General features: G+C 62.2%; 19 protein-coding genes and 1 tRNA gene. 10 read left to right on the forward strand and 10 right to left on the reverse strand.

Features of this window, described 5'->3' with window-relative positions; translation table 11 throughout:
- Nucleotides 1-16 precede the first annotated feature (16 nt).
- Together YH3_RS03130 and YH3_RS03135 are read left to right on the forward strand one after the other, a co-directional pair.
- Nucleotides 17-826 (forward strand): glycosyltransferase, encoded by an 810-nt coding sequence (locus YH3_RS03130; protein WP_064442975.1) that lies wholly within the window; start codon nucleotides 17-19, stop codon nucleotides 824-826.
- A gap of 68 nt (nucleotides 827-894) precedes the next feature.
- Nucleotides 895-2,760: a glycosyltransferase gene (locus YH3_RS03135; RefSeq protein ID WP_024487670.1), complete on the forward strand. Its 1,866-nt coding sequence runs from the start codon at nucleotides 895-897 to the stop codon at nucleotides 2,758-2,760.
- Nucleotides 2,761-2,763: 3 nt separating this feature from the next.
- Here the strand turns inward: YH3_RS03135 and YH3_RS03140 are convergent, their stop codons facing one another.
- The 6 genes from YH3_RS03140 to YH3_RS03165 all read right to left on the reverse strand — a co-directional run bounded on the left by YH3_RS03140 (nucleotide 2,764) and on the right by YH3_RS03165 (nucleotide 8,098).
- Nucleotides 2,764-3,591, reverse strand: coding sequence for a TylF/MycF/NovP-related O-methyltransferase (locus YH3_RS03140; protein WP_019746442.1), 828 nt, complete (start codon nucleotides 3,589-3,591; stop codon nucleotides 2,764-2,766).
- A gap of 46 nt (nucleotides 3,592-3,637) precedes the next feature.
- Nucleotides 3,638-4,708, reverse strand: coding sequence for a ribosome small subunit-dependent GTPase A (gene rsgA, locus YH3_RS03145; protein ID WP_064443461.1), 1,071 nt, complete (start codon nucleotides 4,706-4,708; stop codon nucleotides 3,638-3,640).
- Between the two features lie 174 nt (nucleotides 4,709-4,882).
- Nucleotides 4,883-5,779: a glycosyltransferase gene (locus YH3_RS03150; RefSeq protein WP_054188649.1), complete on the reverse strand. Its 897-nt coding sequence runs from the start codon at nucleotides 5,777-5,779 to the stop codon at nucleotides 4,883-4,885.
- Nucleotides 5,776-6,582, reverse strand: coding sequence for an ABC transporter ATP-binding protein (locus tag YH3_RS03155; protein WP_007731776.1), 807 nt, complete (start codon nucleotides 6,580-6,582; stop codon nucleotides 5,776-5,778). The genes YH3_RS03150 and YH3_RS03155 overlap by 4 nt, the downstream gene beginning before the upstream one ends.
- A 9-nt stretch (nucleotides 6,583-6,591) precedes the next feature.
- Nucleotides 6,592-7,464: an ABC transporter permease gene (locus YH3_RS03160; RefSeq protein ID WP_064442976.1), complete on the reverse strand. Its 873-nt coding sequence runs from the start codon at nucleotides 7,462-7,464 to the stop codon at nucleotides 6,592-6,594.
- 64 nt (nucleotides 7,465-7,528) lie between these two features.
- Nucleotides 7,529-8,098: a bacterial proteasome activator family protein gene (locus YH3_RS03165; protein WP_003943894.1), complete on the reverse strand. Its 570-nt coding sequence runs from the start codon at nucleotides 8,096-8,098 to the stop codon at nucleotides 7,529-7,531.
- A gap of 132 nt (nucleotides 8,099-8,230) precedes the next feature.
- Here YH3_RS03165 and YH3_RS03170 point away from each other — a divergent pair, with 132 nt between their 5' ends.
- On the forward strand, nucleotides 8,231-9,433 hold the full coding sequence (locus YH3_RS03170; protein ID WP_007731767.1) for a cysteine desulfurase-like protein: 1,203 nt from the start codon (nucleotides 8,231-8,233) through the stop codon (nucleotides 9,431-9,433).
- Nucleotides 9,434-9,448: 15 nt separating this feature from the next.
- On the opposite strand, the gene YH3_RS03175 is transcribed toward YH3_RS03170, so the two are convergent.
- The gene (locus YH3_RS03175) at nucleotides 9,449-10,438 is read right to left on the reverse strand and encodes an NAD(P)H-quinone oxidoreductase (RefSeq protein WP_007731765.1); all 990 of its coding nucleotides are present in this window, start codon (nucleotides 10,436-10,438) and stop codon (nucleotides 9,449-9,451) included.
- Here YH3_RS03175 and YH3_RS03180 point away from each other — a divergent pair.
- The 4 genes from YH3_RS03180 (at nucleotide 10,437) to YH3_RS03195 (ending at nucleotide 12,949) form a co-directional block, all read left to right on the forward strand.
- Nucleotides 10,437-11,675 carry a lactate 2-monooxygenase gene (locus YH3_RS03180; protein WP_052027919.1) on the forward strand — a complete coding sequence of 413 codons (1,239 nt, stop codon included), beginning with the start codon at nucleotides 10,437-10,439 and terminating at the stop codon, nucleotides 11,673-11,675. The genes YH3_RS03175 and YH3_RS03180 overlap by 2 nt on opposite strands.
- A 128-nt stretch (nucleotides 11,676-11,803) precedes the next feature.
- Nucleotides 11,804-12,229, forward strand: a complete 426-nt coding sequence (locus YH3_RS03185; protein ID WP_020968140.1) for a MarR family winged helix-turn-helix transcriptional regulator — start codon at nucleotides 11,804-11,806, stop codon at nucleotides 12,227-12,229.
- Nucleotides 12,230-12,279: 50 nt separating this feature from the next.
- Nucleotides 12,280-12,369 (forward strand) — tRNA-Ser (locus YH3_RS03190).
- 160 nt (nucleotides 12,370-12,529) lie between these two features.
- Entirely contained in the window at nucleotides 12,530-12,949 is a 420-nt protein-coding gene (locus tag YH3_RS03195; RefSeq protein ID WP_156511698.1) for a phage major capsid protein, read from the forward strand.
- 68 nt (nucleotides 12,950-13,017) lie between these two features.
- On the opposite strand, the gene YH3_RS37260 is transcribed toward YH3_RS03195, so the two are convergent.
- Nucleotides 13,018-13,233, reverse strand: a complete 216-nt coding sequence (locus YH3_RS37260; RefSeq protein WP_054827089.1) for a KTSC domain-containing protein — start codon at nucleotides 13,231-13,233, stop codon at nucleotides 13,018-13,020.
- A gap of 478 nt (nucleotides 13,234-13,711) precedes the next feature.
- Here YH3_RS37260 and YH3_RS03205 point away from each other — a divergent pair, with 478 nt between their 5' ends.
- A complete protein-coding gene (locus YH3_RS03205; RefSeq protein ID WP_007731752.1) occupies nucleotides 13,712-14,152 on the forward strand; it encodes a hypothetical protein in 441 nt (146 codons plus the stop codon).
- 231 nt (nucleotides 14,153-14,383) lie between these two features.
- Here YH3_RS03205 and YH3_RS03210 read toward each other — a convergent pair whose 3' ends face one another.
- Nucleotides 14,384-14,797: a hypothetical protein gene (locus YH3_RS03210; protein ID WP_007731749.1), complete on the reverse strand. Its 414-nt coding sequence runs from the start codon at nucleotides 14,795-14,797 to the stop codon at nucleotides 14,384-14,386.
- Between the two features lie 321 nt (nucleotides 14,798-15,118).
- Nucleotides 15,119-15,613 carry a YfbM family protein gene (locus tag YH3_RS03215; RefSeq protein ID WP_064442977.1) on the reverse strand — a complete coding sequence of 165 codons (495 nt, stop codon included), beginning with the start codon at nucleotides 15,611-15,613 and terminating at the stop codon, nucleotides 15,119-15,121.
- Between the two features lie 250 nt (nucleotides 15,614-15,863).
- Here YH3_RS03215 and YH3_RS03220 point away from each other — a divergent pair, with 250 nt between their 5' ends.
- Nucleotides 15,864-16,715, forward strand: coding sequence for a glycoside hydrolase family 43 protein (locus YH3_RS03220; protein WP_223257880.1), 852 nt, complete (start codon nucleotides 15,864-15,866; stop codon nucleotides 16,713-16,715).
- Between the two features lie 586 nt (nucleotides 16,716-17,301).
- Nucleotides 17,302-17,985 (forward strand): MspA family porin, encoded by a 684-nt coding sequence (locus tag YH3_RS03225; protein ID WP_007731745.1) that lies wholly within the window; start codon nucleotides 17,302-17,304, stop codon nucleotides 17,983-17,985.
- The last annotated feature ends 31 nt before the right edge of the window (nucleotides 17,986-18,016 follow it).

The raw sequence follows: 18,016 nt of genomic DNA on the forward strand, positions 1-18,016 counted from the left end.
GTAAGGAGATCGGGACGTGGCGACATCGCGAACGGAACCCGTTCGTGGGGAATCAGCTACGCCGGAACTCTCGGTGATCATCCCCGCATACAACTCAGGCGAGGTGCTGGAGTCGACGGTGCGTCAATTCGCCGAGTACTTCACCAGCCGCCCGGCCGAGAGCGCCGGTCAGGTCGAGATCATCGTCGTGGAGAACGGTTCGACGGACAACACTGCCGACGTGTGTGCTGCTCTGGCAGCTTCCTGGTCTTGGCCTGGAGTGACCTTCCTGCCGATGAGCAGCGACAAAGGGATGGGCGCAGCGCTTCGCGCCGGGACGCTTGCTTCTCGTGGACGACGCGTGTTGCTCACCGCGGACGACCTTCCGTTCGGTTTCGGTGACATCGAAGGCGCCGACCGCGTGATGGCGGATCTAGGGTCCGTCCCGCCGGTGGTCATCGGTTCAAAGGCTCATTCGGAATCAGAGGTGGAACGTGGCTTGCTGCGTTCGGTGATGACGGGTGGATTCGCGACGCTACGACGGGTGGTGCTGGGCACCCGCACGGGCGACCCCCAGGGGACATTCATCGTCGACGGCGTTTTGCTGCGTCGAATCGCACCCTCGCTGACCGAGCGTGGATTCCTTTTCACCACCGAATTGGACTACGCGCTCGAATTGGCTGGGGTGCGCCCGGTCGAGGTCCCGATCCGACTCAGCGACGATCATCTGGCGCACGCGAGCCGTATCTCGCCCAAGGACGTGGTCCAGATGGCGAAGGGGCTGTTGTCGCTTCGTCGGCGAAAGACCGAGCTGCGCTCCGCCGCTGCAGTGAGTAATCACGGGTAGACCTGGTGTGACTCGGTGCCCGGGGCGCCGAGGTGCGGATTCGCGATACCCTGCGGGGCGTGGATACCGTGAACACGACCGATGACCAGTCCGATTCCGGAGTCGAGTTGATCGAACGCAGCGCGACGTCGGATCGACTGCTGGCGCAGCGGACGTTGTTCACCGGAACTTCGCCCGTCGCCAGTGACGAACTGTATGCGGTGACCAAGGTCGGTATGTCGACGCGATCGCGGTTCGAGTTGCGGCTTCAGCCGGGCGCGGTCGCGCACACCAATACCTTCTTCGGTCGTTTTCCGGCCAGCTACTGGCAGCGCTGGACCAATGTCACCGAGGTCACCGTCACTGCACATGTCGTGGCCGATACCGCTTGCCGCATCCAGATCCAGGCCTCGGACATCGGTGGCCACCGTCGTATCGTGACGAACGTCGTCGTGACCGGCGACGAGCGAGTGTCCATGACCGCCCCGCTCGATACTTTCGTCGACGGCGGGGCACTGTGGCTGCAGTTCGAAGCGCAGGGTGGCGGCGCAGTGGTCGACGATGTGGAATGGACTGTCGTCTCGCCGGAGTCGATTCGCCCGGTAGCCGTGGCGATCTGCACGTTCAATCGTGCGGACGACTGTGCGCGCACGGTCGAGGCCCTCGCGTCCGACGAGCGTGTACTCGCGTTGCTCGACGCTCTGTACGTCGTCGATCAGGGAACGGATCCGGTAGAGAGCCGTGAGCTGTTCCAGGAAGTGTCGAAGAAGTTCGGTTCGCGGTTGCAATATCTGCGGCAGGCGAATCTGGGTGGTGCCGGCGGGTTCACCCGGGGCCTGTACGAGGCTTCGGCGGCCGGACCGCACGCCGACGTGATCTTGATGGACGATGACATTCTGTGCGAGCCCGAATCGGTTCTTCGACTGAGTGCGTTCGCGAACATGACGACGGAGCCGGCTTTGATCGGCGCCCAGATGCTCTTTCTGTTCAACCCCGACTTCCTGTTGGCTTCGGGTGAACGCGTCGATCTGGGCACCCTGCAGCGTGGTGTGCCGACCGACGAACACGGTGTTCGCAACCGGAGTGTGCTCGAGAAGCTGCCGGAACGTCGCGTGGACGCCGAATACAACGGCTGGTGGTCTTGCCTGATCCCTGCTGAAGCCATCGAGCGGATCGGCTTGCCACTGCCGGTCTTCTTCCAGTGGGACGACGTCGAGTACAGCTTGCGGGCTGGGCGGGCCGGGATTCCCACCATCACGTTGCCGTCGGCTGCTGTCTGGCATGCGGACTTCTATTGGAAGGACGTCGACGGTTTTGCGCACTACTTCAGTACGCGCAACGGACTCATCACCGCTTCGCTCGACCCGGGGTTCGCGCCCAAAACGCTCGCGAAGCAACTCTCTCGCGACATTTCGCATTCGATCGTCGGGTTGCAGTACGGCCTTGCACACACGCAACTCCGGGCGATCGAGGGATTCCTCGAGGGGCCGGAAGGTTTGGCGGACGGTGGGCAGGAGGCGCTTGCCGCGATCAACCAGGAACGTAAGCGCTTCCCCGAGACGGTAACTCGCCCGGCGTCGGAGTTGCCGGGGAGGCTGCCGATCCGTCGCGTTGCGCCCAGCCCGAAACCCGGTTTGTGGACAGACCTCGTTTTGGCGAAACGCGCTGTGATGCAGGCGCGCAATCATCTGGAGCGGGGTCCGGTGGCGATCTCGTACGAAGATGCGCAGTGGTGGCACGTCGGACGTTTCGATCACGTCTTCGTCACCGATGCTTCGCAGGGAGGCGTGCGTGAACGCCGCTTCGACAGCGAGAAGGCCGCCGAGATGAGCGGTCGCCTCGCCGGCGTCATGAAGCGGTTCCTCGCCGAAGCGCCAAGTGTGGCTGAAGCATTCGCTCGTGAGTTCCCGCAGCTCACCAGCCGCGAGAACTGGGCCCGTCTGTACGAAAAGTGAGCCTCAACGCACTATCTTGGCGATGACCTGCTCGTTGTCGACGGTGTACCCGAGATATTCGAACGAGATGCCGGTGCGTGTGACGAACTCCGTCCACGCCCGGTACTCGTGCTGCTGCCACCCGGGATAGTTGAAGAACTCGTCGAAGACGACGATCGACCCGGGTACCAGTCGGTCGCCGAGCAGATCGAGCACGGTCTTGGTGGACGAGTAAAGGTCGGCGTCGAGGTGCAGGAACGCAACGGGGCCGGATTCGTCGTTCAGGAACGAGGGCAAGGTGTCCTCGAAGAGGCCCGGAACAAGTTGCGCTCCAGGCACTTCGGGGATGGATTCCTGAGCGAACTCGCCGACCGGGAACCCGGTGCGCCAGGTCTCCGGAAGGCCGGAGAACACGTCGAAACCTGCGACGGTCCCCTCGCGTTCGGTGAAAGCCTCCGCGACGATCCTGAGTGTGGTTCCGCTGGCGACGCCGAATTCGAGTGCCATGCCGGGTATTTCGATCAAGCCCAATGCGTGGCGCAGCGTGTCGTGCGGGTGGCCGAATGTCTCCGCGACGCGAAGGTGTTCGAGGATGAACTCGGCAGTCGACGCTGTCGCTTCCAGATCCACGGCGTAGGCCAGATCCCGACGCTGGCGAAATTCCAGCTCGTCGATCCTGGACCGGAGGCCCGCGATGTCACCGCGGGCCTCGGCCAGTTCGTCACGTGAGAGTGCCAGCGCGTCGAGGATCTGTTGCGTGCGATCTGCGTTGCGCCGGTCGGCGGCCTCGACCACCTCGGATACCGCACGCTGAAGCTTGGTTCTGGCGCTGGAACGGAACTGCTCGAACATGGCAACCTCTCGTCGGGATCACCCCCATGCTGCCAGGCTTTGTTCGCTACCGGTCCCGACCGCGGTAGTGACTCTTGAGTTGGCGGGAGATCACCTTGATCTCCCGCGTCCTCTCTGCCTGCAGACGAGCATCGCTTCGCGCGGCGTTCCATGCATTCTCTCGCTGTAGTTTCCGGTAGCTCGCGAGCCTCCGCTCATCGATATCGCCACGCCCGAGTGCGCTCAGGACTGCGCATCCCGGCTCGGAGTTGTGTGCGCAATCGGAGAACCGGCACTCTGCAATCAGCTCCTCGATCTCGGGGAACGTCTTCTCGATCCCCTCCGCCGCGTTCCACATGCCGACCCCTCGCAGGCCGGGTGTGTCGATCAGTGTCCGGCCGCCGGAGAATGAGATCAACTCTCTGGTGACGGTGGTGTGGCGTCCCTTTCCGTCACCGGTCCGAACGCGACCGGTCTCGAGTCGATCGGCGTCTGTGGTGTCCGCGAGGAGGACGTTCGCGAGCGTCGACTTACCGGCGCCTGATGGACCGAGTATCGCCACGGTGCCGTCCAGAACTGCATCGAGTACATCCATTCCTTCGTTGGTCTCGGCACTGACGGCCAGCACTGTTGCGCCGGGCGCAATGGCAGTGACCTCGGCGAGAGTGTCGGAGATATAGTGAGCTGCATCCGATTTGGTGAGTGCGACGACAGGGGTTGCACCACTTTCCCAGGCGAGTGCGAGTAGTCGCTCGATGCGCCCGAGATCGACGTCGCCGTCCGAAGCCGTGGCGATGACGACGGTGTCGACATTGGCCGCCAGAATCTGGCCTTCCGATTTTCCGGATGCCGAGGATCGAACGATGCTGCTTGATCGAGGGAGTATCGAAGTGACCGTGTGCATCTCGGGTTCGCGTGAGTCCCGTAACTCGGCCACGGCGACCCAGTCACCCGTACAGAGTGGATCGCTGCCGCTGAGTGCGCGAACTGTGCCTTCGGCGACGGCCACGTCGCATCGGCCGCGGTCGACGCGAAGAATGCGCCCGGGTGCGGAGTCCGGTGGGGCCAGGTCAGTGAATGTGTTCGAGAGTGTTGCGTTCCAACCGTATTCGGTCAGGGGCGTGCTGTTTTCCGACATGGTGAGTGTGTCCTCGAGTGCGAAGAAGTGTGAATTTTGACGGCGCTGAAACTGCGGAACACGACAGTCATCAATACTCACTCCTCGAAAATCTCAGGACGCACCATGCGTCGGATCAGAATCGTCTCAGCCGCGGTCGCGACTGTGCAACTGATTTAACTCGGGGCGGCCGACTTAACTCGGACGTTCGAACTTCTCTTCCCGGCCGAGCTTGCGCAATCGCATCCACTCGCGCAGTCCGGCCGGATCGCGGCGTGTGATCAGGAAGTACCAGCCGAACCGAACCCATTCCTGCGGAAGCAGTTTCCGCATTCCCGGTTGGGAGAGGATGTATCCACGGTTGCGGTACGTGAAGTAGCGCTTCGTGTCGTTGTCGGGGTACTGCGTGTGCATGCGTCCGCCGAGGATCGGCTTGAACTCGTCCGCGCCGTTGGGGTGGACGTAGGCAGTTTGCAGGCAGGTACCGAACTTCAGGCCGGAGCGCACGAGGCGACGGTGTACCTCGACCTCGTCGCCGCGGACGAACAGGCGTAGATCCGGAACTCCGACGGCATCGATCGCGTCGGCTGTGAACAGTGCGCCGTTGAAGAGAGACGCGATGCCTGGCAGGAGATCCTCGTCGCCGAGCTCGGAACGCAACCGGCGCCACGACGTGCCGCGCCGCAGTGGGAAAGCAAGGCGGTCGGGGTCGTCGATGTCGCAGACGACGGGGGAGACCTCGGCCAGGTCGTTCCGAATTGCACAGTCGAGCAGTGTTTCCAGGACTTCGGGGCCGTCCGGGCGGCCGTCGTCGTCGGCGAGCCAGACGCGGTCGGCGCCGAGTGAAAGCGCGTAGAGAATGCCAAGAGCAAATCCTCCGGCACCTCCGAGGTTGTGCTGAGAACCGATGTAACTGGTCGGCAGTGGAGCGTTGTCGACGAGCTCTTTCACATCGGCTTCGTCGGCATTGTCGACGACAACCAGATGATCGAGCGGACGCGACTGGGTGCTGAGAACCTTCAAGGATTCAGCCAGCAGTTCACGACGCTTGTGAGTGACGACGACCCCGATGATTTTCTCGGGTGCGCTCACGGGGTGTTCTCCCGTTCCATTTCCTTGATCACGTGGCGCACATGTTCGGCGGCGTCGTCACCTTCGTAGGCGCGCACGACGTCTTCGATGTCGCCTTGCATGCGGATCTGGCCGTGGTCGATCCACATCGCACTGTTGCACAGCTGAGCGAGGAATTCGTTGGAGTGGCTGGCGAATACCAGGATGCCGGAGCGTTCCACCAGCTTCTGCAGCCGGATGCGGGCCTTCTTCATGAATTCCGCGTCGACGGCACCGATGCCCTCGTCGAGAAGCAAGATCTCAGGATCGATACTGGTCACGACGCCCATGGCAACGCGAACGCGCATACCGGTGGAGTAGGTACGCAGCGGCATGGAGAGGTATTCACCGAGTTCGGTGAATTCGGCGATCTCGTCCATCTTCGCGAGCATCTGCTTGCGGGTCTGACCAAGGAACAGGCCGCGGATGATGATGTTCTCGTACCCGGAGATTTCCGGGTCCATGCCGACACCGAGGTCGAAGACGGGTGCGACGCGTCCGCGAATGCTGGCGGATCCCCGGGTCGGTTCGTAGATTCCGGAGAGCAGGCGCAGCAGGGTGGATTTGCCGGCGCCGTTGTGGCCGACGAGCCCGATGCGGTCGCCTTCCTTGAGCGTCATCGTGATGTCGCGGAGCGCTTCGACGACGACGACATCGGAGTCGTTGCGGCCGATGGATCCTCCGGCCTTGCCGAGGAAGGCCTTCTTGAGCGAGCGGGATTTCGCGTCGAAGATCGGGAAGTCGACGCACGCGTTCTGCGTGTGGATGCTGACTGGCTGACTCATGTGTTTCCTCTAGACCCAGTAGGGCACGCGTGCCCGGTACTTGCGGAGTGCCAGAATCGCGACGGCCCAGCCGACGACGGTGAAGGCGATGACGATGTACCAGTGGTATGCCTGCTGGTCGGCCCCGATGAGTGGTGCTCGGATGATCTCGAGGTAGTGGTACAGCGGATTGAGTTCGGCGAGCCGGACCCGTTCCATGGCTTGCCCACCCTGGTCCTTGAGGGCCTGAGTTGTCCACATGATCGGCGTCAGCACGAACAGCAGCAGGGTGAGGCTGCCGAGGATGGGGGCGATGTCGCGGTACCGGGTGGAGAAGATACCGAAGACGATCGAGACCCACAGCGTGTTCGCGACGATCAGCACGAATGCCGGTATTGCCGCGAGCGCCGTCCAGCTCATGTTCTGCCAGATACTGAACGCGAACAGAAGAACTATGTAGATCGCGAAGTTGTGCGCGAAGAACAGCACCTGACGCCAAACCAGGCGATATACGTGCACACTCAACGCCGACGGCAACTGCTTGATCAGGCCCTCGTTGGCGATGAAGACCTCGGAACCTTCGAGAATGCTTGCACTGATCAGGTTCCACACGATCAGCCCGACCGTGACGTACGGCAGGAACTCCTTGAGCGGAATGTTCAGCAACGCGGAGTACAGAAGACCCATCGCGGCGGCCTGAACGCCGGTGGCGATCGTGATCCAGAACGGTCCGATCACCGACCGGCGGTAGCGCTGTTTGATGTCCTGCCAGCCGAGGCTGAGCCACAACTCACGCTGATTCAGACCGTCGCGAAGGTCTTTGAACGCACGACGGAACGTCTGGGAGTCGGACACGGGCGCGGGTGCGTCCGGCGTCTCGGATTCGATTGCGGATGCTGACACGGAGGTCGAGCCTACCGGCCTGGCGTCGGAGCCGGTTTTCCCGCGGACTTCGTGGTGGTCCGGGTTACAGATACTGGCCGGTTCCCGGGCTCTGTTGGTCCGGATGGGCAGGCGAATGCGGAGCCCCGATGCTCATGCCGGGAGGCAGTGCGCCCTGCCGCATTTGTTCGAGCTGGGCGCGCGCTGCCATCTGCTGCGCGAACAGTGCGGTTTGAATTCCGTGGAACAGTCCTTCGAGCCAGCCGACGAGTTGGGCCTGCGCGATTCGCAGTTCGGCGTCGGAGGGAATGGAGTCGTCGGTGAACGGGAGGCTCAGTCGCTCGAGTTCTTCACGGAGTTCGGGTGCCAGGCCTTGTTCCAGTTCTCGGATGGACGAGGTGTGGATGTCCTTGAGGCGCTTGCGGCTGGCGTCGTCGAGCGGCGCGGCGCGCACTTCTTCCAAGAGTTGTTTGATCATCGTGCCGATTCGCATGACCTTGGCCGGCTGCTCGACCATCTCGGCGACGGACTCGGCTTCGGATTCCGCGCCTTCGGTGGTGCCGGATGTGGAGGCCTCTGCCTCGGCCGCCGGCATTGCGACGGGTCGACCGTCGGGTCCGATAACGAGTACCTGCTCTTTGTCGGGGTTCGTCATGCTTCCATCTTGTCGTGTGTGGGCGACAAACGCCGCGTAACCCCCAAAAAGTTAGCTATCGAATAACTGTACTGACGGGTAATTGGGTGACTGCCTTCGACTAAGCGGGCGTCTGCACCTAGAGTGTCGAGCATGGCTTACGACGTTGCCCGCGTACGGGGGTTGATTCCCTCACTCGGTGACGGCTGGATCCACCTCGATCCGCAGGCCGGAATGCAGATCCCGGACGCCGTCTCGCGGACGGTCTCCACCGCGTTCCGTGCCTCTGCATCTTCTTCCTCCGGTCGCCACGTCTCGAACCGTCGTAGTGCTGCCATTCTCGAGAGTGCGCGCACCGCGGTCGCGGATCTGGTCGGCGGAGATCCTGCGGGAGTCGTTCTCGGATCAGACCGAGCGGTGTTGTTGGCTTGGCTCGCTGAGTCGCTCAGTTCGCGGTTGGGCCTCGGAACCGGTCTCGTACTCTCGCGCCTCGACGAAGAGGCGAACGTCGCGCCCTGGCTTCGTGTGGCCAGTCGCTACGGCGCTCAGGTGCGATGGGCAGAGGTCGAAATCGAAACGTGTGAGCTCCCGAGTTGGCAGTTCAACGATCTCATCACCTCGACCACTCGATTGGTGGCCTTGACGGCAGCATCACCGGTCGTCGGTTCGGCTCCGAACGTCCGCGCCGCAGCTGATCGTCTGCACGAATTCGGCGGACTGATGGTGGTCGACGCCGTCGGTGCAGCGCCATATGCGCATGTGGACATGGCTGATCTCGGGGCGGACATCGTTGCCGTCAGCGCGCCGTCGTGGGGCGGTCCGCAGGTGGGCGCACTCGTCTTCCGCGATCCCGGACTGCTCGACCGAATTCCGGCCGTGTCGCTCAACCCGTACGCGCGTGGCGCCGAGCGACTCGAGGTGGGCGGTCATCAGTTCGCGCTGCTGTCCGGTCTCACGTCGTCGATCGATTTCCTGGCCGGGTTGGACGAATCGGCAACGGGAACCAGGCGTGAGCGCCTCGAAACCTCGATCAGCTCGCTACAGGACTATCAGGACGGTCTGTTCGATCACCTCATGCGTTCTCTCGCAGCCCTGCCCAACGTGATGGTGATCGGCGGCGCACCCACGCGGGTGCCGACGCTCAGCTTCACGCTCGAGGGCATGGCGGCAGACAAGGTCGCCGCGCACCTGGCCGACAAGCGCATCGCAACGGTCAGCGGTACGCATGGTGGTTCCAGGCTGCTCGACGCCCTCGGTGTCAACGACGAGGGCGGCGCGGTCACCGTCGGCCTTGCGCCGTACACGACGCGGTACGAGATCAATCAGCTGGTCGCCGAACTCGGCGCCCTGGGCTGATCGATCCCGCTCGGCTCACTTCACGGTGAGGATGACCTTGCCTACGGTTTCCGGCGAATCCAGCAACTGATGGGCTAATGGCGCCTCGGTGATCGGAAGTTCGGTCGACACGATCGGTTGAACCGATCCGTCTGCGATCAACGGCCACAACTTCGCACGGACGTCGGCGACGATGTCCGCTTTACCGCCTGGGCCGGTGAGCGGACGCCCGCGCAGGCCCGTCGACGTGATGTTTCCGCGCTTTCCCATCAGCTTGGCGATGTCGACTTCGCCCTTGCGGCCACCCTGCATTCCGATGATCACGACGTGGCCGTCCATGGCGAGTGCGTCGACGTTGCGCCCGAGGTACGACGCTCCCATGTTGTCCAGAACCACGTCGGCGCCATGGTTGTCGGTGGCTTCGGCGAGTGATGCTACGAAGTCGCTGTCGCGATAGTTGATGAGAATATCCGCGCCCAATTCGCGGCAGCGGTTCAATTTGTCCTCCGAACCCGCGGTAACTGCGACGCGGGCGCCGAGGGCTTTGCCGACCTGGATGGCGTGGGTGCCGATTCCGCCGCCACCGCCATGGACGAGTAGTACCTGTCCGCGTCGTAGGCCGCCGCGCATCACGACGTTCGACCACACCGTGCACGCAACTTCCGGCAGAGACGCTGCGACACGGAGATCGACGCCCGCGGGAACCGGGAGAAGTTGTGTTGCCGGGACCGCGACCTTCTCGGCGTAACCGCCGCCGGCCAGCAGTGCGCAGACTTCGTCGCCGACGGACCAACCCGTGACGTCTTCGCCGAGTTCGGTGATCACACCCGAGCATTCGAGGCCGAGAATGTCACTCGCGCCGGGCGGCGGCGGGTAGAAGCCTTGACGTTGGAGCAGGTCGGCGCGGTTGACTGCGGTCGCGGCGACCTCGACGAGTACGTGCCCGCGAGGTAGTTCAGGATCGGGCTGCTGCGCCCATTTCATGACCTCGGGACCGCCGGGCTGATCGATCGTTATGGCGTACATGGATACGACGCTAGCGAATCTCCCCGCTGACGGGTGTTTTGCCGCTACCGTCGCGGACGTGACTTACTTCGGGAACATGCAGAACGAGATTTATCTGACGGGACTGAGCGGCGCGAAGCCGGCTTTGCCGATGACTGCGGCAGGCTTGGAAGATGCCGCGCGCGAGCAACTCTCACCGGAGGCCTTCGGGTACATCGCCGGTAGCGCGTCGACCGAACGAACCGCGGAGTCGAATCTGCGTGCGTTCGACAAGCATGCGATCGTGCCGCGGATGTTGCGGGGGACTGCGGCGCCGGACGCACGCGATCTGAGCGTCGAGGTGTTGGGGACGCGGTTGGCTGCACCGATCCTGACGGCTCCGGTGGGCGTGCTCGGCTTGGTCCACGACGACGCCGAGGTTGCGGTCGGTTCGGTCACTGCCGAGTTGGGGATCGGATCGATTCTCTCGACGGCGGCATCCTCGACCATCGAAGACGTAGCGGCGGCCTCCGGCGAGAACTGGTGGTACCAGCTGTACTGGCCGGCCGACGACGAGCTTGCCGAGTCGTTTGTCCGCCGAGCGGAGACGGCGGGCGCGAAGGCTATCGTCCTGACTGCCGACACTCCCGGTATGGGTTGGCGTCCAAGGGATCTCGAACTCGGTCACCTTCCGTTCCTGCAGGCGAAGGGTATTGCCAACTACCTGTCGGATCCGGTGTTCCGCGCCAAACTGGCCACGCCGCCCGAGGAGAGCGCAGAAGCGCTGCAGATCGCGGTTCTCACGTGGGTGTCGTTGTTCGGCAATCATGCGGTGCGGATTGCCGATATCGCGAAACTTCGCCAGTGGACGACACTTCCGATCGCAGTGAAGGGAATTGTCCATCCCGACGACGCACGTGAGGCCGTCGCAGCCGGCGCCAACGGCATTGTCGTGAGCAACCATGGTGGGCGTCAAGTTGACGGGTCGATTTCGGCACTCGATGCTCTCGGTCCCGTCGCTGATGCGGTGGGGCATGAGGTGAACATCCTGATGGACTCCGGAATTCGTTGTGGCGCAGACGTAATCAAGGCTCTGGCCTTGGGTGCCGACGCAGTGCTGTACGGGCGGCCGTGGGTGTACGGGTTGGGATTGGCCGGAGCGGACGGAGTGCGTCATGCATTGCGCAGTCTCCTGGCCGACCTGGATCTCACCATGGGGCTGGCGGGGCTGGCATCGGTCGCCGAAATCGATTCCTCGATCCTCATGTCCAATTCGTGACTTTAGGGTGAGTCTTACTGTGACGGGCGGACACAGGTCTAAACTTGGAACCTGTGACAGCTGAAGCGACAACCGAGGAGACATCGCAGGCGGCGCACGGTGAGACACCGTGGCTGACGCCGTGCGAGATGCGTGCATGGCGCGGCTACATGGACGGTAATCAGCGCCTCATGGAGGTTCTCAACCGCGAACTGCAGGATTCACACGACCTGTCGTTGGCCGATTACCGCATTTTGGTCATGCTCTCGGAGTCAGCTGACGGGTCGTTGCGGATGAGTGACCTGGCAGACGGCGTGCTGTCTTCGCGCAGCCGCCTGACGCACCAGATCAGGCGGATGGAATCTCAGGGCATCGTCGTGCGCGACACTTGCGTCGAAGATGGTCGCGGCGTGCTCGCGCGGATCACGGAAGAGGGTAGGCGTCGCCTCGCCGAGGCAGCGCCTACTCACGTGGCCGGCGTGCGGAACAATCTGGTCGATCTGCTGACTCCTCAGGAACTGGACGTGCTGGCAGACGTCTTCGAGAAGGTCGACAAAGCCATCGGCGAGCGCTGACGTCGGAGCCGTTTTCGCGGTCCGTGGGAACACCCGATAGGATCGCCCACGGAAGCGTGGCAGAGCGGCCGAATGCACTCGCCTTGAAAGCGAGCGTGGCGTTAAACCCACCGGGGGTTCAAATCCCTCCGCTTCCGCCAAAGTCCCTCACTTGTTCATGCAGGTGAGGGACTTTTTTCGATCAAAGTCAGCCACTAGTTCGCATTCTTTGAGCACGTTTTGAGCACACCCGTCTCTGAACGTGCCTGATTCAGTGAGATTCCAATGGCGTCGAGATCGTCGTCGAAGAGGTCCGCGTAGGTGTCGAGGGTCATCGCGGCCGACGCGTGTCCGAGCATGCGCTGTCGCAAGGCCGTGACCGCAGTCGAGAGCATCGGCCACACCGCTGGCACGTTCGTTCTCAGCCCTGCCGATTGGGAGAAGCTCGAGCTTGCCCGCACCGACTCAGCCGGCAGTCTCGAACTCGGTGGTCCGGTTGATCGTGCCAAGCGCACCCTCTGGGGCGTGAACATTGCGATCTGCACGGCACTGCCGGCCAAGACTGCAGTGCTGCTCGACCCGACCGCACTCGCCGTCGACACTGACGCGAACGTGGAACTCAAGTGGGACAGCTCGGGCGACAACTTCGAGAAGAACTTGATGCGTGCCCGCGTCGAGTCCCGCTACCACCTGGCGGTGTATCAGCCGCTCGGCGTCGTGAAGATCGCCACCGCAGCCTGACTCAGGCCGCACAACGGAAGCACCCCGCCTCAGAAACGAGTCGGGGTGCTTCACTACTACCGAGGTAGTTAATTGATTCGCGTTGGGACATGAGCCTTGATCCGCCGACCGGTTCGCGTCCAAGGATGGGGATGCCCATCGGTGAGCTCGTGGAACAGCGCAATGGGCACGTCAGCGTACGAGTAGCGGCGATTCTGACGGAATTCGACAACCAGAGTGCTCGTTGCCGGATCGTAGCCAGCGGCTCGGACATTGGTGGATTGTGGGATCGGGATGAGATTCACTAACAGCCCCTAGAAACGGTTGAGACAGCGGACGCGGATCGGTCCGTGCAAACTGAACGGTCACCTTGTTCGGAAGGTTCCCAAGCCAAGGGGCGTTGGCATCGCTGGGGCCTGGCCGTACGGACCACTTCCGAGCCGAGACTGCGAAATCCCTGGGCGTTGACGCCTCCCAGCGTCGTGTGCAACGCGTGCGCGAGCCCGCTCAGCGCGTAGGAGGGAGAGAACCAGTAACCGGTCATCGGAAAGGGCGTCCGTCGACGTGGACACCCTCGCAGACCTGACCGTGTTTGAAACACGGTCAGGTCGCGGATGGGGTATGTCTGGCATGCCTCATCGCCAGGTCTGCCCTCATCAGTAGTGAGTGCGGCAAAACAGACCCAGTCGAACCTGGGCCTCACGCCGCAGTGGATGTCGATAGCGAACAGTAATCTCTGTCAGGTGGAGCTCGTCAGCTCCACGCTGAGACGAGAGGCTCGCGATGACCGAAAATTGCTGGCTCAAAACTCTGGATGGCACCGTAGTTCGGCCGTCACTGGCCGTCAGGTTCGACGTCCAGCCGGATTTCTACGATTTGGGACGCCGTGGCAGCCTCATCGTTCTACGAGTCCACGTCAATGGCCCTCGAAGCAGGGACAATGCAGCAACGACCGAAGCCCTCCATCTCTTGGAGCTGCCCAGTGAATTCGCCGGCGGACCGGGCTTCACCGAATTTGACGCGGAGGCAGACGCGCGCAACGCTGCGAAAATCGCACAACTCACAGCTCTCATCGAACCTCTGACCAATGCAATCGCCACCAACGCTGGGAACCGCGGTCTCACCACTATCGGTGTGAGCCTCGACGGAGGAGTCGAAATCCGCCGGCGCAATGAATGGACGGGCGCCGAGGTCGTCAAAGAAGCTGAGGTGAACAACGCCTGATTGGCGATCAGATCCCAAGACCCTGATGTCGGCTGTGCCGACATCAGCTAAAAGGGTGTCGGTAGTACTGACACCCATTGAGTCTTCGCCGATCGGCGAAGACTCCCACCAACGCTTCCCGGCGCCGGGAAACGTTGCGGGATCTCACAAAGGGTGTGCGTTCACCGCACGCCCTTCTTCGCAGTGGCGCGAAAAGGGTACTCACTCAGCGCGTACCCTTGACCGTTTCACCTACGTCACTGAGAAGAGACTCGCAGCCAGACCGAGAATGATGCCGAGCACGAGGCCCAGTAGCCCCGCTCGCTCAAGCCATTTGTTTGGCTCCTTCATCGCTTCTCTGTGTCCGATTACTTGCTCGAGCGCCAGGCGGACGTTTCGTACTCGCATATCCGTTTCGACCGAGGGGCGGATCATCGCCGCGAAACTTTCATCACCGCCTGCGTATTCGACAGAAAGCGGGCCTGAATCCTCGTCGATCTCATTCCAGACCTTCCAAATCACCTGAAGATTGCCCTGCAACAACTGGTCGTTACGCCGCGCACGCAGGAACTCGCGCACCACGATCACGATGCCGAAGAGTTGGAACACGCCCGCCAGTGAGTACAGCAGGTAGATCCCAGCAGACGAGTTCAGAAAATCGATCATGAGGGCACACGTTAGCCCGAAGGGATGTCTCGGGTGTCGTCACGTTCTACGTCGGATCCCACATCGAACGGTGAGGAAGGAACGAGCCGTAGTCGAGCGTTCCCTGAGCACAAATGAGCACACCTACTACAAAATGGGGGTGATTCGGCGTGACCGCACCTGACCCATTACCGCAGGTAGGGCAAAAATCGATCCCCGGCCTGCGGACGCGCAAGAGTTCAAATCCCTCCGCTTCCGTCAAAAGCAAAGGCTCTGACCTAGGACTTCTCCAGGTCAGACCCTTTACCGGTTTCGGAAGTCACACTGCTTGGGTGGTGGGCGTCAGAACCGCACCGTGAACACCACGTGGTGATTCTCTCGGGCCGCGCGCTGGAAAAAGTCCGCCACTTCCTGAAGCCAGCCCCAGGCGTACCGGCGCTCGTCGGGACCGTACTCCGGGTTGCGGTCGTCGAGAGGCATCGCGTCGTAGCGCGCGCCGAACTCGGATTCGGTGATTTCCGCCAGGTACGAGGAGACTTCGGCGACCCGATCGGGTGCCAGGTAGGTGACGAGTTGGTCGTCGGTGTCGGTGTTGAGGTCTTCGTCCCCCAAGATCACGCCGTAGGCCGGCCAGTTCTCGGACACGCGCTCGTACCCCGTGCTGGAGAGGGCGCACAGGATCGGATCCCACGCCTTGTCCGTGTCGCACGAGAATTCGGATCGGCCCGTCTCCTCGATGTCCTCGACCACAGCGCCGAGTTTGTCGTCGTCGCCGCGCGCGTCCAGAAGTTCCGCTGCCACGCTGTCTGACAGCGCGAAATGCACCCCAAGTTCCATGGCGTGATGCTAACGGCCGACCTGCCGCCGTCCCGCCGTCACTACAAGACGAATCGACTTAGGTAACGATCCTGCTCTGCCTCCGACCGAAGTTACCCATGGTGGGCCGGCTGTCGTACATACTTCATCGGTGATTCCGACAAAACGGACCGGCCTTTCGGTTGTATCGCTGGTGATCCTCGTCGTCGCGGGGTTGCTGGTCGCAGCCCCTGCCAGCAGCGCCGCGCCGCCGCCTGACTGGAAATACACAATGGTGGCGTTCAGCAATGCCAGCGACCGTGACATGGATGTCTACGAGTCGGCTGACGGCACCGGCTTTCAACTCGTCCAGCAGTCGGCGTACAGGCCGCCATCTGGGCTCGTGCGTGATCCGAGCATCTTCCGGAACACGGACGGGTTGTACTACCTCACCTACACGACGGGTGGTGGGGCGAACATCGGGTTTGCACGCAGCAGCGACCGCATCAACTGGACGCCGCTGGGGAACTATCCGGTTCCGTTTTGCTGCGCCTTGATGCCTGGTACGGGAGATGGCACCGGTTCTGCGAGCCCCCCTGGCTTCTCGGGTTCGGCCGGTTTCAGCGACGGACCGTCGCTGTCACCATTCGTCACCAAGGCCTGGGCGCCTGAATGGTTTGTGGACGGCGATCGCGTCAACGTCATCCTGTCGATGTCGACCGGTGGAGGATTTGTGCCGTATCTGATGACGGCGTTGGAACCGTCGCTCCGGTTGTGGAGCCCGCCTGTTCCGCTCGCCGGGATCGGTGCGGACCACATCGACACCACCGTGGTCAAAGTCGGATCGACCTATCATGCGTTCACCAAGAACGAGACGAAGAAGGTCGTCGAGCATGCGGTCGCTCCTTCGGTGACGGGACCTTATTCGTTTGTCCCGCCCGGAAATTGGGGTTCGCTTGTCGAAGGTCCGGCCGTGGTTCAGTTGCCGAGCGGCGACTGGCGGATCTATCTCGACGCCTATACCGAAGGAAAGTATCTCTACTCCGACAGCACGGACGGGCTGAACACCTGGTCTCCGGTGCAAGAGGTTCCTGGGGTGTCCGGGACTGCACGGCATCTCGGCATCATGAGAGAACCGGCATAACTTTCGACCCCGAGTTGGTAAGGCTCTGATCAAGGACTCCGGTCTTGGTCAGAGCCTTTTCTCGTACTTGCGTACTACTTGTGTGCGTCGCCTGCGCGAATCAGTGATTGACAAGCTAACGATGCGATGCCGGTGGGTCCGACGAGTTCGCGCCGACCACGAAGTGAGTATCTCCGCGTGAGCTGTGCAGAGTTGCGCTCCCAGGCCCCGCTCGGCCTTGATTTGCGATCGATTGCCAAGTAATGCCTGTTAGTTACATATTCAAGTACGCGCACTGGCTGATGCCCGCACTTTCTGCCTTCAGCTGCTCTGAGGCCCGCGAAATGCGGGTTGAATTCGATTTGCCGCACTGTTCCTGAGGGATCTTCTCGTCCGTAAACGGTGACCTTGCTCATAGCGGGACCTAGGTCCTTTTTGCTGCTGATAAGCCTGTCGATATATACCTGTTACCGAAAGTTCACCCTAAATCCAAGATGGCGGAATCGGCGCGCTGGCGGGCAAACAGGACGATTGGTACCGTCCGGTAACTAATTCAGTTAGTTGTCGGCTACCGCTCTGGTTGCTGTGTCACGTGGAGGAGCAGTTCATGTCGATCGAATCGCAAAACGGCATATCCCATCGTCGATCGAGGGCCGCAGTGGGGCTCGCGGCGTGTGCGGTTGCCACACTGTCGTCTGGGGTGGTCTTCGCAGGGAGCGCATCGGCAACGCCGACGGCGTTGGCGGACAAATTCGCGAGCACGGTCACCGATGACGGCTGGACGTTGGATCTTGCCGCCACCAAACTGTCGGCGAATCCGGTGCCGAATTTGGCGACGACGGCGTTCACTCGTGAGGGGTTCGTGTCGGCGAAGGTGACCGGCACGATCGGTGGTCAGGGCGATTCGGCAGTGAAGACCGGTTATGTCGAGCAGGGATTGCAGATCGGCTGCCAGATCGATGTCTCCTCCGGACTTGGCTTGGGGCTTGGCTTTTCGCTCGGCCCGTCTGTCGGTGTGAGTATTTCGGGTGTCCCGTCGGCGAACGTGGGTGTGAATGCGTCGGTGAATCCGAGTATTCAGTCGACGATTGCGCCGGGCACGATCACGACGATTCCGTTGGGGAAGAAGGATCTCGAGTCGTCGAAGGCGTCGATCACGGCAGAGAACGTGCACGTGAAGGTTGATGCGTGCATGGGGCCGGTGACGATCCGCTCGTACGCACAACTCTCGGTGTCGACGGCGACGTCCGACAACACATTGTTCGTGTACTCCGATCCCACCTGGCTCTAACCCACGCAGCCGTCGTCAGCGCTGCTGGCGA

The organism is Rhodococcus sp. YH3-3, assembly GCF_001653035.1.
Classification (GTDB): Bacteria; Actinomycetota; Actinomycetes; order Mycobacteriales; family Mycobacteriaceae; genus Rhodococcus_F; species Rhodococcus_F qingshengii.

What these genes read in the sequence shown, in the direction of transcription:
- YH3_RS03155 (WP_007731776.1), bottom strand. Translation starts at nt 6,582, where the DNA reads ATGAGTCAGCCAGTCAGCATCCACACGCAGAACGCGTGCGTCGACTTC.
- YH3_RS03165 (WP_003943894.1), bottom strand. Translation starts at nt 8,098, where the DNA reads ATGACGAACCCCGACAAAGAGCAGGTACTCGTTATCGGACCCGACGGT.
- YH3_RS03205 (WP_007731752.1), top strand. Translation starts at nt 13,712, where the DNA reads ATGACCGAAAATTGCTGGCTCAAAACTCTGGATGGCACCGTAGTTCGG.
- YH3_RS03140 (WP_019746442.1), bottom strand. Translation starts at nt 3,591, where the DNA reads ATGTTCGAGCAGTTCCGTTCCAGCGCCAGAACCAAGCTTCAGCGTGCG.
- YH3_RS03225 (WP_007731745.1), top strand. Translation starts at nt 17,302, where the DNA reads ATGTCGATCGAATCGCAAAACGGCATATCCCATCGTCGATCGAGGGCC.
- YH3_RS03220 (WP_223257880.1), top strand. Translation starts at nt 15,864, where the DNA reads ATGGTGGCGTTCAGCAATGCCAGCGACCGTGACATGGATGTCTACGAG.
- YH3_RS03210 (WP_007731749.1), bottom strand. Translation starts at nt 14,797, where the DNA reads ATGATCGATTTTCTGAACTCGTCTGCTGGGATCTACCTGCTGTACTCA.
- rsgA (WP_064443461.1), bottom strand. Translation starts at nt 4,708, where the DNA reads ATGTCGGAAAACAGCACGCCCCTGACCGAATACGGTTGGAACGCAACA.
- YH3_RS03170 (WP_007731767.1), top strand. Translation starts at nt 8,231, where the DNA reads ATGGCTTACGACGTTGCCCGCGTACGGGGGTTGATTCCCTCACTCGGT.
- YH3_RS03185 (WP_020968140.1), top strand. Translation starts at nt 11,804, where the DNA reads ATGCGTGCATGGCGCGGCTACATGGACGGTAATCAGCGCCTCATGGAG.
- YH3_RS03215 (WP_064442977.1), bottom strand. Translation starts at nt 15,613, where the DNA reads ATGGAACTTGGGGTGCATTTCGCGCTGTCAGACAGCGTGGCAGCGGAA.
- YH3_RS03180 (WP_052027919.1), top strand. Translation starts at nt 10,437, where the DNA reads ATGGATACGACGCTAGCGAATCTCCCCGCTGACGGGTGTTTTGCCGCT.
- YH3_RS03175 (WP_007731765.1), bottom strand. Translation starts at nt 10,438, where the DNA reads ATGTACGCCATAACGATCGATCAGCCCGGCGGTCCCGAGGTCATGAAA.